Source organism: Burkholderia sp. Ac-20345, assembly GCF_017104825.1.
GTDB lineage: Bacteria > Pseudomonadota > Gammaproteobacteria > Burkholderiales > Burkholderiaceae > Burkholderia > Burkholderia lata_B.
Window position 1 is genome coordinate 1 of sequence record NZ_JAAGPO010000247.1, and the last position, 13,065, is coordinate 13,065.

12 protein-coding genes are annotated in these 13,065 nt (G+C 69.5%); 3 read left to right on the forward strand and 9 right to left on the reverse strand.

All coding sequences use genetic code 11. The features are described from left to right. Positions 1-116 precede the first annotated feature (116 nt). Positions 117-1,598, forward strand: a complete 1,482-nt coding sequence (gene xylB, locus G3O06_RS42400) for a xylulokinase (protein ID WP_205819632.1) — start codon at positions 117-119, stop codon at positions 1,596-1,598. Between the two features lie 65 nt (positions 1,599-1,663). Continuing rightward, the gene (locus G3O06_RS42405; protein WP_174967621.1) at positions 1,664-2,677 is read left to right on the forward strand and encodes a sugar-binding transcriptional regulator; all 1,014 of its coding nucleotides are present in this window, start codon (positions 1,664-1,666) and stop codon (positions 2,675-2,677) included. 44 nt (positions 2,678-2,721) lie between these two features. Here G3O06_RS42405 and G3O06_RS42410 read toward each other — a convergent pair whose 3' ends face one another. Further along, a complete protein-coding gene (locus G3O06_RS42410) occupies positions 2,722-3,951 on the reverse strand; it encodes an MFS transporter (protein WP_241020520.1) in 1,230 nt (409 codons plus the stop codon). Then, positions 3,948-5,144, reverse strand: a complete 1,197-nt coding sequence (locus G3O06_RS42415) for a serine hydrolase domain-containing protein (protein ID WP_205819633.1) — start codon at positions 5,142-5,144, stop codon at positions 3,948-3,950. The genes G3O06_RS42410 and G3O06_RS42415 overlap by 4 nt, the downstream gene beginning before the upstream one ends. Before the next feature lie 113 nt (positions 5,145-5,257). Between G3O06_RS42415 and G3O06_RS42420 the strand changes: the two genes are divergently transcribed. Further along, the gene (locus tag G3O06_RS42420; RefSeq protein WP_174967618.1) at positions 5,258-6,142 is read left to right on the forward strand and encodes a LysR family transcriptional regulator; all 885 of its coding nucleotides are present in this window, start codon (positions 5,258-5,260) and stop codon (positions 6,140-6,142) included. Positions 6,143-6,155: 13 nt separating this feature from the next. On the opposite strand, the gene ugpC is transcribed toward G3O06_RS42420, so the two are convergent. The 7 genes from ugpC to G3O06_RS42455 form a co-directional block, all read right to left on the reverse strand. Then, positions 6,156-7,265: a sn-glycerol-3-phosphate ABC transporter ATP-binding protein UgpC gene (ugpC, locus tag G3O06_RS42425; protein ID WP_174918490.1), complete on the reverse strand. Its 1,110-nt coding sequence runs from the start codon at positions 7,263-7,265 to the stop codon at positions 6,156-6,158. Positions 7,266-7,327: 62 nt separating this feature from the next. Next, positions 7,328-8,014 (reverse strand): HAD-IA family hydrolase, encoded by a 687-nt coding sequence (locus tag G3O06_RS42430; RefSeq protein ID WP_205819634.1) that lies wholly within the window; start codon positions 8,012-8,014, stop codon positions 7,328-7,330. After that, positions 8,011-8,862: a carbohydrate ABC transporter permease gene (locus G3O06_RS42435; RefSeq protein ID WP_122946150.1), complete on the reverse strand. Its 852-nt coding sequence runs from the start codon at positions 8,860-8,862 to the stop codon at positions 8,011-8,013. Before G3O06_RS42435 ends, G3O06_RS42430 begins: the two co-directional genes overlap by 4 nt. Continuing rightward, positions 8,859-9,812: a sugar ABC transporter permease gene (locus G3O06_RS42440; protein WP_069248726.1), complete on the reverse strand. Its 954-nt coding sequence runs from the start codon at positions 9,810-9,812 to the stop codon at positions 8,859-8,861. The genes G3O06_RS42435 and G3O06_RS42440 overlap by 4 nt, the downstream gene beginning before the upstream one ends. A gap of 99 nt (positions 9,813-9,911) precedes the next feature. After that, positions 9,912-11,237, reverse strand: a complete 1,326-nt coding sequence (locus tag G3O06_RS42445) for a sugar ABC transporter substrate-binding protein (protein WP_205819635.1) — start codon at positions 11,235-11,237, stop codon at positions 9,912-9,914. A gap of 58 nt (positions 11,238-11,295) precedes the next feature. After that, complete coding sequence (locus G3O06_RS42450) at positions 11,296-12,648, reverse strand: D-tagatose-bisphosphate aldolase, class II, non-catalytic subunit (protein WP_205819636.1); 1,353 nt, start codon at positions 12,646-12,648, stop codon at positions 11,296-11,298. After that, on the reverse strand, positions 12,636-13,065 hold a 430-nt coding region (locus tag G3O06_RS42455), incomplete at its 5' end, for a PfkB family carbohydrate kinase (RefSeq protein ID WP_241020521.1). The genes G3O06_RS42450 and G3O06_RS42455, both read right to left, overlap by 13 nt.

A 13,065-nucleotide genomic window follows, 5' to 3' on the forward strand; every position in this document is an offset into this window, starting at 1 on the left:
TCGCGGGTCGACGCATGGCTCACGGCACGCTGACCCGCATCCGGGCGAACCTGCCTTGGCACGGGCGCGGCCGCGCGGCTAAAGTAGCGACTCCCCACTGACGGAACGGATCGCTCATGTATCTCGGCATCGACCTCGGCACCTCGGAAGTGAAGGTGCTGCTGCTCGCCCCGGACGGCACGGTCGTCGGCACCGCCGGCTCGCCGTTCACCGTGTCGCGGCCGCATCCGCGCTGGGCCGAACAGCATCCGGACGACTGGTGGCAAGGCACGCTCGCCGCGCTCGCGGCCCTGCGCGAACGGCATCCCCAGGCGTTCGCGGCCGTGCGCGGCATCGGCCTGTCGGGCCAGATGCACGGCGCGGTGCTGCTCGGGCGCGACGACCGCGTGCTGCGCCCCGCGATCCTGTGGAACGACATGCGCAGCGCCGACGAATGCGCGCTGCTCACCGAACGTGCGCCCGATCTCCACGCCCTGGCCGGCAATCTCGCGATGCCGGGCTTCACCGCGCCGAAACTGCTGTGGGTCGCGAAGCACGAACCCGACGTGTTCGCGGCCACCGCCTGCGTGCTGATGCCGAAGGACTACCTGCGGTTCCGGCTGACCGGCGCGAAGGTGTCCGATCCGTCCGACGCGGCCGGCACGTTGTGGCTCGACGTCGCGCGCCGCGACTGGTCCGACGCGCTGCTCGCCGCGTGCGGGATGACGCGTGACCAGATGCCGCGCATCGTCGAAGGCAACGCGCCGTCCGGCACGCTGCGCGCGGACATCGCCCGCGAACTCGGGCTGTCGGAGGCCGTCGTGGTTGCCGGCGGCGGCGGCGACAACGCGACGAGTGCGCTCGGCATCGGTGCGACCCATGCAGGCGACGGCTTCGTGTCGCTCGGCACGTCGGGCGTGCTGAGCGTGGTCGGCGATCGCTTCATGCCGAACCCCGCATCGGCCGTGCATGCGTTCTGCCATGCGATTCCCGATCGCTGGCAATTGATGAGCGTCGTGCTGTCTGCCGCGAGCTGCCTGCGCTGGGTCTGCAAGCTGACCGGCACCGACGAGCCCGCGCTGCTCGCCGAAGTCGAGGCGCTCGACGCCGGCGCGCTCGCGACGGCCCCGCTGTTCCTGCCCTACCTGTCCGGCGAGCGCACGCCGCACAACGATCCGTACGCGCAGGGCGTGTTCTTCGGGATGACGCATGCGACCGAACGCGCGCATCTTGGTTACGCGGTACTCGAAGGCGTGACGCTCGGCCTCGCCGACGGCCTCGACGCGCTGCACGCGGCCGGCGTCGAAACCGACCACCTGTCGCTGATCGGCGGCGGCGCGCGCAGCGCGTTCTGGGCGCAACTGATCGCCGATGCGCTGAACGTGCGCACGCGCCAGCACGGCGGCGGCGAAACGGGCGCGGCGCTCGGCGCGGCGCGGCTCGGCTGGCTGGCCGGCGGCGGCGATCCGCATGCGGTGCTGGCCAAGCCACCGGTGCGCGCCGAATACACGCCGGATGCCGCCCGCCATGCGCTGCTGCGCGAACGCCTCGATGCGTTCCGCGCGCTGTACCGCCACGTGCGGCCGCTGTACGAACCGTCGCGCACGCGACTCGCGTAAGCGCCGCACGTCACGCGTGGCGGCCGTCGGCCGCATGCGCGACATGCGGTACAGTGGATGCCGTCATGCGGCCCGCCGGCCGGCCCGCGGGGCGGCCCCCAGATCCGAACCGAATCGCTATCGTGTCCAAGTCCTCAGAAAAACTCGATCTCGCCACGCGTGCCGCGTGGCTCTACTACGTCGCGGGCGACACGCAGAACGAAATCGCGGAAAAGCTGCAGGTGTCGCGCCCGGTCGCGCAGCGCCTCGTCGCGTTCGCGGTCGAGAAAAACCTGATCCGCGTGCGCGTCGATCATCAACTCGCCGACTGCCTCGATCTCGGCGCGCAGCTGTCCAAGCGCTACGGCCTCGCGATGTGCGACGTCGTGCCCGTCGATGCCGATGCGCCCGACGCGATCGACCGCAAGCTCGCGGTCGCCGGCGCGCAGGTGATGGAGCGCTACCTGAACGAAACGCGGCCGATGGTGATCGCGGTCAGCAGCGGCCGGACGCTGAAGGCCGCGGTCGCGCAGATCGCGCAGATCGACCGGCCGCAGCACCGGCTCGTGTCGATGGTCGGCGCGATCGCGGCCGACGGTTCGTCGAACCGCTACGACGTCGCGCAGTACATCTCCGAGAAAACCGGCAGCAAGCACTTCCTGCTGCCCGCCCCGCTGTTCGCCGACAGCGATGCCGAGCGCGCGCAGTGGTGCAATCACCGGCTGTACCGGATCGTCGAGGCGCTGTCGGGCAAGGCCGACGTCGCGTTCGTCGGGATCGGCAACATCGGCCCGCACTGTCCGCTCTATGAAGACGGCTTCATCACCGAACAGGAGCGCGACGAGATGACCGCGCTCGGCGCGGTGGCCGAACTGCTCGGCGTGCCGATCGACGCGCAGGGCACGCAGATCGCCGTGTCGACGAGTGCGCGCGTGACGAGCGTCGCGCTCGCCACGCCGCCGAAGCGCCCGACGATCGCATTCGCCGGCGGCCCGAAGAAACGCGATGCGGTGATCGCCGCATTGCGCGGCGGCTGGCTGTCAGGGCTCGTCACCGACGAAACCTGCGCGCGCGCCGCGCTCGACGCGAAAGCGGCCTGACGCCGAAGCCGCGCGCGGCACACCACGCGCGGCAGTCGAACTGCTCAAGCCGCGTGCGACGCTGGAAACGCATGCCGGCGCGCACGCCACGCGCCGACCCACGCGGCCGCCAGCAGCACGACGAGCACCCACGGAATCGCACCGGCACCCGTTGCGCCGAGCAGCATCCCGCCCGCGATGCCGCCGCCCGCGATCGCGAGGTTCCACACCGTCACGAGCATCGACTGCGCGACGTCGGCCGCGTCCCCCGCCGCATTCGCGGTGGCGGTCTGGAACAACGTCGGCGCACCGCCGAACGCAAGCCCCCACAACGCGACGCCCGCATAGACGATCACCATTCCGGAACCGGCGCCGAGCATCGCCGCCGCGATCGCGAACATCGCGATGCTGGCGAGCGTCAGGCGTCGCTGCGCGGCGCCGATCCACGCGCCCGTCAGCGCGATGCCGACCAGCGACGCGATACCGAACACGAGCAGCACCGCATCGACCTGCGCGCCCATCCGCACGCCTGCGAGAAACGGCGCGACGTACGTGTACAGCATGTTGTGCGCAAGCACGTACGCGAACATCACGGTCAGCACCGGCCGCACGCCGGGCAGCGTCATCACGCCGAGCACCGGCTCGCGCGCACCGGCCTGCTGGCCCGGGTAGTCGGGCACGCGCCAGCGGATCCAGCCGATCAGCGCAAGCGCTGCAAGCGTGATGCCCGCGAACGCGACGCGCCACCCGAGCGCCGCGCCGAGCGCGGTGCCGGCCGGAATGCCGATCGACATCGCGACCGGCGCACCGAGCATCGCGACCGCGATCGCGCGGCCGCGCAGTGATGCATCGACCATCCGGCTCGCATAGCCGGCCAGCAGCGCCCACAACAGCCCGGCCGCCATCCCCGCGACGAAGCGCGCGGCGAGCGTGAGCGCGTAGTACGGCGACACGGCCGTCAGCGCGTTCGACACGACGAAGCCGGCCAGCGCCGCAAGCAGCAGGCTGCGCCGGCGCATCGCGCGCGTCGCGGCGACGAGCGGAATCGCCGCGACGATCGAGCCGAGCGCATACACGGTCACGAGCTGGCCGATCAGCGCCTCGGGCACCCGCAGGTCGACGCTCATCAGCGGCAGCAGGCCGGCCGGCAACGCCTCGGTGAGAATCGTGATGAAGGCGGCCGTCGCGAGCGCCAGCAGGTTCGCGACCGGCAGGCGTTCGGCCGCCGGCAGCGGCTGCTCCGCCTGCTCCGGTCGAACGGCAACCTCATCGTCGATCGACGTGCAGTCGCTCATGCCGCGCTCCCGGTTTCAACGCCATAGACCGCATCGCGCACCGCAGTCACGATCCGCCCGTAGAGGCCCTCGTACATCGTATTGGACAGCGCGACGACCGTCAGCCCGGCCTCACGGTCGACGAACCACGTATGCCCGTACGCGCCGCCCCCGCGCCAGGTGCCGACCGACTCCGGCGACTGCGCGGCCACCGGATCGCGCAGCACCGAGAAGCCGAGCCCGAAGCCGAAACCGGGCGCATCGCGCAGTTCGCGTGCACCCGGCTGGGCGCGCGCCATCTCGTCGGTCCATCCGCGTCCGAGCCAGCCGTCGCGGCCCGTGCGTAGCGCGTCGAGCAGCGTCACGCAGTCGCGCGCGGTGCCGACCATCCCCGCGCCGCCCGACGGCCATGCATCGGCATCGAATACGCGCGCCGGCTCGAAGCGGATGCCGATCGTGCCGTCGAACACCGGCACGAGATCAACGTCCGCCATCCGGCGCGGGGCGCCCGGCGTGCTCACGTAAGGCGTCGCGAAGCGCGCCGCGTCGTGCGCGACGAACGCGGTGTCGGTCATCCCGAGCGGTGTCGTGACGAGCGCGGCCACCGCGTCGGCGAGCGGCCGCCCGTCGACCGCCTCGATCAGCGCGCCGACCACGTCGATCGCAAGCGAATAGCCCCACGACGTGCCCGGCGCGAACTGCAGCGGCACGTCGGCGATGCGCCGCAGGTTCTCGGCAAGCGTGAGACCCGAGCGATCCATCCCGTCGGACACGCCGGCGCGCGCATACGGGCCGTCGCCGTCCGCTTCGAGGAAGCGGTAGCCGAGGCCGGCCGTATGCGACAGCAGATGGCGCAACGTGATGACGGCCGGCGTACCGTCGGGCAACGTCGGACGAAATTCGGGCAACCAGCGCGTGACCGGTTCGTCGAGCGCGATGCGTCCTGCCGCGACCAGCCGCATCGCGGCGGCCGTCACGACCGGCTTCGAGACCGACGACAGACGGAACAGCGCGTCTTCCCGCATCGGCGTACCGGCTTCGCGATCGGTGAAGCCGACGGCGCGCGCATAGCGCAGCTCGCCGTCCCGCGCGACCAGCACGACCGCGCCGACCATGCGCTCGTCGGCGAGCGCGCGATCGAGCGCGTCGTCGAGCCGGTGGCACAGCGCGACGTCCGGTTCCACGCGCAAAGCGGAGACAGGCAGGGATGACATGACGTGACCTCATACAGTGAACGAGCGCTCATCGTAGGGAGCCGACGCAAGAAGAAAAACCGGGGTAGAGTTCCGGACAATCCGGACGCTGGTGTCCGCAATCGGAAACTCGCATGGAAAACCTCGGCGGCTTCGTCGTGTTCGTTCAGGTCGCGGAAACGCGCAGTTTCGTCGCGGCCGGCCGTGCGCTCGGGCTGTCGGCGTCGGCGATCGGCAAGCGCATCGCGCGGCTCGAAGCGCGCCTGAACGTGCGGCTCTTTCACCGCAGCACGCGCAGCATCACGCTGACGGCCGAAGGCACGCGCTTTCTCGAACGGTGCCGGCGCGTGCTCGCCGAGCTCGACGCGGCCGAGCAGGAACTGACGCACAGTGCCGAAGCGCCGCGCGGGCGCTTGCGGGTGAGCCTGCCGACGATCGGCACGCTGCTGCTGCCGGTGCTCGCCGATTTCATGGCCGCGTATCCGGAGATCGAGCTCGACATCGATTTCAGCGACCGGCTCGTCGACGTCGTCGACGAAGGCTTCGACGCGGTGCTGCGCACCGGCCAGCCGTCGGATTCGCGGCTGTCGTCGCGGCTGCTCGGCCACTTCCGCCAGCACCTCGTCGCGTCGCCCGACTATCTCGACCGGCACGGTACGCCGGGCACGCCCGCCGATCTCGTGCGGCACCGCTGCCTGCACTACCGTTTCCCGACCAGCGGCAAGCTCGAAACGTGGCCGCTGCGCGTGCCGCGCGCGGGCATGCTGCCCGAGGTGCCGGTCGCGATGGTCAGCAACAGCGCGGAAGCGCGCTTATGCTTCGCGCTGCGCGGGCTCGGCATCGCGTGCCTGCCCATCTTCTTCGTGCGCGATGCGCTCGCAGACGGCACGCTGCGTGCGGTGCTCGACGAACACGTCGCAAGCTGCACGCCGGTCTACGTACTGTGGCCGTCCGGCCGCCACCCGACGCCGAAGCTGCGCGCGTTCGTCGATTACATGGCCGCGCACCTGCCGCTGTAAGCGCGGCCCGCCGTCATGCGGCCTTCGCGTGCACGCTCAGCCGGCGGAACGCCTGCCCGTGCTCGTCGAACAGGTGGCAATGTTCGGCTTCCGCGTGCACATGCAGCGCCTCGCCGGTGCGGTACGTGTCGAGCGGCGGAATCCGCGCGATCAACCCGTCCGGCGCGACGGCCGACTCCGCATACAGGTACGCGGCATCGCCGAGCGACTCGACCGCCATCGTCTTCGCGGCCACGCCGGTAGCCGCGGCTTCGACTTTCAGGTGCTCGGGCCGCACTCCAACCGTCACCGCCGCGCCGCGCTGCAGCCCCGCCGCTTCGACCGCGACGCGCTGCGTCTCGCCGCTGTCGAAACGCACGAGCACGCCGCCCGCATCGACCGACTCGACGGTGCCCTTCAGGAAGTTCATCTTCGGCGAGCCGATGAAGCCCGCGACGAACTGGTTCGCCGGCGCGTGGTACAACTCGTTCGGCGTACCGACCTGCTGCACCGCGCCGCCCGACAGCACGACGATCTTGTCGGCGAGCGTCATCGCCTCGACCTGGTCGTGCGTCACGTAGATCATCGTGGTCTTCAGCTCGTCGTGCAGCCGCGCGAATTCCAGCCGCATCTTCACGCGCAGCGCAGCGTCGAGGTTCGACAGCGGCTCGTCGAACAGGAACACCTTCGGCTTGCGCGTGATCGCGCGGCCGATCGCGACGCGCTGCCGCTGGCCGCCCGACAGCTGCTTCGGCTTGCGATCGAGCAGATGGTCGATGTGCAGGATCTTCGCGGCCTGCTTCACGGCCTGGTCGATCTCCGGCTTCTTCGCGCCCGCGAGCTTCAGGCCGAACGCCATGTTGTCGTACAGCGTCATGTGCGGGTACAACGCATACGACTGGAACACCATCGCGATGCCGCGCTTCGCGCTCGGCACGTCGTTGACCTTCGCGCCGTCGATCAGCAGGTCGCCGCTCGAGATGTCCTCGAGGCCGGCGATCATCCGCATCAGCGTGGATTTGCCGCAGCCGCTCGGGCCGACGAACACGACGAATTCGCCGTCGGCGATGTCGAGGTTCACGTTGCGCAGTACTTCGGTGTCGTCGTAGCGCTTCGCGATGTTGCGCAGGAGCACGCTTGCCATGATCTGTCTCCGTTCGTTCGTGATGCGCCGCGTCGAACGCGGCGCGCAATCATTCGTGGTTGCTAGTTCGGCAGCACCGCGCCGGTCGTCTGCCAGCGCGCGACGTAGCCGGGCAGCTCGTGCATGTCGTCGAATACGTGACGCGCGCCGATCCCGCGCAGCGCGTCGATCTGCGCGGCCGACGCATGCCCGCCGCCGACGAAGCCGAGCACGGTCATGCCGGCCGCGGCCGCCGCGGTGATGCCGGTCACGCTGTCCTCGACCACGAGGCACTGGGCCGGCACGACGCCGAGCGTGCGCGCGGCCGCGAGATATACGTCGGGCGCCGGCTTCGGCCGCGCGACGGCATCCGCGCAGAACAGCCGGTCGCCGAAGAAGCGCGCGAGGCCCGTGCGTGCCAGTGCCGCCTCGACGTATGCACGGTAGCTGTTGCTCGCGCAGGCCGTCGTCAGTTGAATCGCGTCCAGCGCCGCGTCGATACCGTCGACCATCGGCGCGTTGACGGCCGCCGCCTCCACCGCTGCGCGGATTTCGACGACGTCGTCGTTCGACAGCGTGCGGCCGAGCGCGTCGCTCGCGCCGGCCAGCACGCGCTCGATGCGCAGCCCGAGCAGCGGCATCACGGCCGGCCGCGCATCGACGCCCGGCCAGCGCGCATCGAGTTCGTGCACGAGCACGTCGGCGGCCACCGCCTCGCTGTCGATCAGCACGCCGTCGCAATCGCAGATCAATACGTTCATCGCGGTCATTTGACGGCTCCGAACGTGAGCCCGCGCACCAGCTGCTTCTGCGACAGCCAGCCGACGATCAGGATCGGCGCGACCGCCAGCAACGAAGCCGCGGACAGCTTCGCCCAAAACAACCCCTCGGGGCTCGAGTACGACGCGATGAACACGGTCAGCGGCGCCGCGTTCGAGCTCGACAGGTTGATGCTCCAGAACGCCTCGTTCCACGACAGGATCACGAGCAGCAGCGCGGTGGACGCGAGCCCCGGCAGCGCCATCGGCATCAGCAGGTAGACGATTTCCTGCCACGTCGACGCGCCGTCGATGCGCCCTGCTTCGAGGATGTCCTTCGGGATCTCGTTGAAGTACGTGAAGGTCATCCACACCGCGATCGGCAGGTTGATCAGCGTGTAGACGATCACGAGGCCCGATACGCTATCGAGCAGCCCCGCGTTCTTCCACAGCAGGTAGATCGGCACGAGCACGCCGACCGACGGCATCATCTTCGTCGACAGCATCCACAGCAGCACCTTCTGAGTGCGGTGGTTCGGGAAGAACGCCATCGCGTACGCGGCCGGCACCGCGAACAGCAGCGAGATCACCGTGACGCCCGCCGAGATCAGCACGGAATTCCATGCGAACGCGAAGTAGTTGCTGCGCGCGAACACCTCGCGGAAGCTGTCGAGCGTCGGGATGAAGAACAGCGTCGATGCATATGCCTGCTGCTCGGTCTTGAACGCGGTGATCGCCATCCAGAAGATCGGGAAGAACAGCAACAGCGCGATCAGCCACGCGAGCGTGCCGGGCAGCGCGCGCCGCACGAGGTCGAACACGGCCGGCACGCGCCGGCCTTCGAAGGTCAGGTCGCTCATTTCTCGTACTCTCCCTTCAGGTTGCGCGCGAGCATCCGCACGAGGAAGAACGACACGACGTTCGCGACCACGACGGCGATGATGCCGCCGGCGGACGCGAGGCCGACGTCGAACTGCTGCAGGCCGAGCGCATAGATCAGGTACGACAGGTTGGTCGTCGCGTCGCCGGGGCCACCGCCGGTCGTCGTGTAGATTTCCGCGAAGATCGACAGCAGGAAGATCGTCTCCATCATCACGACCACGGCGATCGCGCGCTTCAGGTGCGGCAGCGTGATGTAGAAGAACATCGCGATCGGGCCCGCGCCGTCGATGCGCGCGGCTTCCTTCTGCTCCTGGTCGAGCGACTGGATCGCGGTGAACAGGATCAGGAACGCGAACGGCAGCCACTGCCACGCGACGATGATGATCACGGCGGTGAGCGGGTAATCGGCGAACCAGTCGATCGGCGTCATCCCGAGCGCGCGCATCGCGTTCGCGACGAGCCCGTACACCGGGTGCAGGATCATGTTCTTCCAGATCAGCGCGGACACCGTCGGCATCACGAAGAACGGCGCGATCGCGAGCAGGCGTGCCACGCCCTGCCCGTAGAACTTGCGGTCGAACAGCACCGACATCAGCACGCCGCCGATCACCGTGATCGCGAGCACCGCGCCGATCAGCACGAGCGTGTGCCAGATCGCGGGCAGGAACGACGGATCGGTCGCGAGGAAGCGGTAGTTGTCGAACCCGGCGAAACCCTTCACGTCCGGGTTCAGCAGGTTGTAGCGCGAGAACGAATACCAGATCGTCATCGCGAGCGGAATCGACATCCACAGCAGCAGCACCGCGACGGACGGCGAGACGAGCCAGCTCGCGCCGCCGCGCGCGCGACGCGGCGCGCCGGGCGGTGACGACGCGTCGCCGACCGACGGCGCGTGAGCGTGGCTCAGGGGAAGACGCAGGTGACGCATGATCGGAGTCCCTCCGGTTGATGCGCGGGCACGAAAGCCTGCCCGCCTGTCAGCTTCGACGACGCGCACCGTGCGCCAGCGCGCACGGTGCGGGCCGCGTTACTTCTTGTAGCCGGCCTGCCGCACCGCGCGGTCGGCGGCGGCCTGGCCGGCGGCGAGCGCCTGGTCGACCGTCATCTGGCCGGCCACCGCACCCGCGATCGACTGGCCGACCACCGTGCCGAACGACTGGAACTCAGGAATCCCGACGTACTGCACGCCCGTGTAGGGCACCTTCTTCAGCGACGGATCGTTCGGGTCGGCCGTCTCGATCGCCTTCAGCACGAAGTCCGAGAACGGCGCGGCGGCCTTGTACTCGGGGCGCTGATAGGTCGACGTGCGCGTGCCCGGCGGCACCGACGCCCAGCCTTCGTCCTTGCCGACCATCTCGATGTACTGCTTCGACGTCGCCCACGCGATGAACTTGCGCGCGGCGTCCTGCTGCTTCGACGTCTTCGGCACGGCGAGCGCCCATGCCCACAGCCAGTGCGAACCCTTCGGCGTCGCGGCGACCGGCGCGGCCGCAAAGCCGATCTTGTCGGCGACCTGCGACTGCTGTTTGTTATAGAGCATGCCGGCCGCGACCGTCGCGTCGATCCATATCGCGCACTTGCCCGATGCGGTCAGGGTCAGGTTCTCGTTGAAGCCGTTCGAGCTCGCTCCCGGCGGGCCGTCCTTCTTCAGCAGGTTCACGTAGAACGTGATCGCCTTCTTCCACTCCGGCGACGTAAGCTGCGCATTCCAGTTCTCGTCGAACCAGCGACCGCCGAACGTGTTCACGACCGTCGACACGTACGCCATGTTCTCGCCCCACCCGGCCTTGCCGCGCAGGCAGATCCCGTAGGTGCCCTTCGCCTTGTCGGTGAGCTTGTCCGCGAATTCGGCGATCTGGTCGTAGGTCGGCTGGTCGGGCATCTTCAGCCCCTTCGCCGCGAACAGGTCCTTGCGGTAGAACGTCATCGAGCTCTCGACGTAGAACGGCAGCGCGTACAGCTGGCCGTTGTACGACAGGCTGTCGCGCGCGGTCTTCACGATGTCGTTCAGGTCGTAGTCGGCGGGCAGGCCCGTCATCGGCGCGAGCCAGCCGCGCTTGCCCCACTGCGGCGTCTCGTAGGTGCCGATCGCCATCACGTCGAACTGGCCGCTGCCGGTCGTGATGTCGGTCGTCGCGCGCTGGCGCAGCACGTTCTCCTCGAGGATCACCCAGTTCAGCTTGATGTCCGGGTTCGCCTTCTCGAAGGCCGGCGACAGCTTCTTCAGCTCGATCATGTCGGGATTGTTCAGCGTCGCGATCGTCAGCGTGCCGGCGGACGCCGCGCAGGCCGCCGTCGCGAGCGCGGCTCCGGCGAAGCAGCGTGCGGCAGCGTCGAGCATCTTTCGTTGCATGGCATGTCTCCTGTGTTTATTCGAAGTGTCGTCGGTACTACGTTTCCTTCGCGGCCCGTCATGCCGGCCGCTGCATTCCGCACGCGCGCGCATAGTGCGCGATCACGTCGCGTATCCGGTGGCGCACCCAGGCGCGCGGCTCTTTCGCGAGGCCGCCCGCGCGGCATGCCGCGTACACGTCCGGCAACCACTGCGCGACGAGCGTTTCCGGCACCGGCTGCCGCGCGAGGTTGTCGAACAGTTGCTCGACCGCGGCCGCGACGGCCGGCTGCAGCCAGTAGTAGCGGATCCGGTCGCTGTAGCTGAACTGGCGCGCGAGCCGCTGCTCGGTTTCGTCGCCACGGTAGTACGGTGCCCAATGCTCGGGCTGCGCGCGCATCGCGGCGTCGACCACGTCGCGCAACCGCGAGCGCATCGCGACGTAACCGATCAGCGCATCCTCGATGAAGGTCAGCGCGAACAGCGCCTCGCGCAGCGCGAACGTCAGCGCGGGGCCGACCTTCAGCACCGCGAAGTGGTCGCGCACGAGCGCGGCGAGCGCGCCCTCGGTCTGGTAGTCGGTCGAATGCGCTTCGAACACGAGGCGTGGTGTCTGCAGGATACTCGCGCCGAGCGACGCGGCCTTTGCGCTGTCGTAATCGAGCACGTGGCGATCGTCGAAGTCGACACCCGGCTGCGCGACGATCGCGACGACGCGCGTCCACGCATCGTCGAGCCCGGCCGCCACGAACGCCTGACGGTGCGCATCGAGCGTCGCCGCGATGCTGTCGCTGCGCGTGACCGCGATCTGCGCGATCGCTGCGTCGTCGCCGCCACCGCCGACTTCGCCGCCCGGCGTCGGCACCTCGGTGCCGATCACGTAGACGGGCGCGATGCCGGCGCGCGCTGCCGCGTCTTCCGCCGCGCGGCATAGTTCGGCCGCGCGCTCGGCGATCGTGCGATCGTCGAGCCGCACCGGATCGTCCGCGCACGCCATGCTCGCATCGAGGTGAATCTTTTCGAAGCCCGCCTCGACGTACGCGGCGACCATCTCGCAGGCCTCGCGCATCGCATCGGCCGCGCGGCGATGCCGCCACGGGTTCGGGCCGAGATGGTCGCCGCCGAGCACGAGTGCCGAAGGAGCAAGCCCGCAACGCTGCGCGATCGTGTCGACATCGCGACGGAAATCGGCGGGCGTCATGCCCGTATAGCCACCCAGATGGTTCACCTGGTTGCAGGTCGCCTCGATCAGCAGCGGCGACCCGTCCGCGCGCGCCGCTTCGCACGCGGCCTCCAGCACGAGCCGGTGCGCGCTGCAGATCGAATAGATGCCGCGCTGCGCGTCCGCGCGGTTCGCGTCGAAGATCATCCGCAGCACGGCGTCCGCATGCGCGGTGCGCGAACGTTCGGCGAAAGTGGTCAGGCCGGACATGCAATACCTCGTTCGGTCAGGAAACGGTCGATCTCGGCCGCGCTGCTGTTGCCCTCCATCGGGCCGCGCCGCGTCACCGCGATCGCACCGGCCGCGTTCGCGCGGCGCAGCGCGACCTCGATCGGCACGCCCGCGACGAGGCTCGCGACCAGCGTGCCGCCGAAGCAGTCGCCGGCGCCGGTCGGATCGAGTTCGTCGACCTGAAACGCCGGCGCTTCCGCACGGTTCGCGCGGTCGAACGCGACGCTGCCTTGCGCGCCGCGTTTCAGCACGACACGCTCGAGCAGCGGATGCGTCGCGAGCAGGCCCGAAATCGCGCGCTCGGCCGGCTGCGGCCCGCAGAAGAACGGCAGGTCGGCTTCGCTCGGCAGGAACAGGTGGCACGCGGCGAGCATCGCGTCGAGCGCCGCGCGCATC

What these genes read in the sequence shown, in the direction of transcription:
- xylB (WP_205819632.1), top strand. Translation starts at nt 117, where the DNA reads ATGTATCTCGGCATCGACCTCGGCACCTCGGAAGTGAAGGTGCTGCTG.
- G3O06_RS42405 (WP_174967621.1), top strand. Translation starts at nt 1,664, where the DNA reads ATGCGGCCCGCCGGCCGGCCCGCGGGGCGGCCCCCAGATCCGAACCGA.
- G3O06_RS42410 (WP_241020520.1), bottom strand. Translation starts at nt 3,951, where the DNA reads ATGAGCGACTGCACGTCGATCGACGATGAGGTTGCCGTTCGACCGGAG.
- G3O06_RS42415 (WP_205819633.1), bottom strand. Translation starts at nt 5,144, where the DNA reads ATGTCATCCCTGCCTGTCTCCGCTTTGCGCGTGGAACCGGACGTCGCG.
- G3O06_RS42420 (WP_174967618.1), top strand. Translation starts at nt 5,258, where the DNA reads ATGGAAAACCTCGGCGGCTTCGTCGTGTTCGTTCAGGTCGCGGAAACG.
- ugpC (WP_174918490.1), bottom strand. Translation starts at nt 7,265, where the DNA reads ATGGCAAGCGTGCTCCTGCGCAACATCGCGAAGCGCTACGACGACACC.
- G3O06_RS42430 (WP_205819634.1), bottom strand. Translation starts at nt 8,014, where the DNA reads ATGACCGCGATGAACGTATTGATCTGCGATTGCGACGGCGTGCTGATC.
- G3O06_RS42435 (WP_122946150.1), bottom strand. Translation starts at nt 8,862, where the DNA reads ATGAGCGACCTGACCTTCGAAGGCCGGCGCGTGCCGGCCGTGTTCGAC.
- G3O06_RS42440 (WP_069248726.1), bottom strand. Translation starts at nt 9,812, where the DNA reads ATGCGTCACCTGCGTCTTCCCCTGAGCCACGCTCACGCGCCGTCGGTC.
- G3O06_RS42445 (WP_205819635.1), bottom strand. Translation starts at nt 11,237, where the DNA reads ATGCAACGAAAGATGCTCGACGCTGCCGCACGCTGCTTCGCCGGAGCC.
- G3O06_RS42450 (WP_205819636.1), bottom strand. Translation starts at nt 12,648, where the DNA reads ATGTCCGGCCTGACCACTTTCGCCGAACGTTCGCGCACCGCGCATGCG.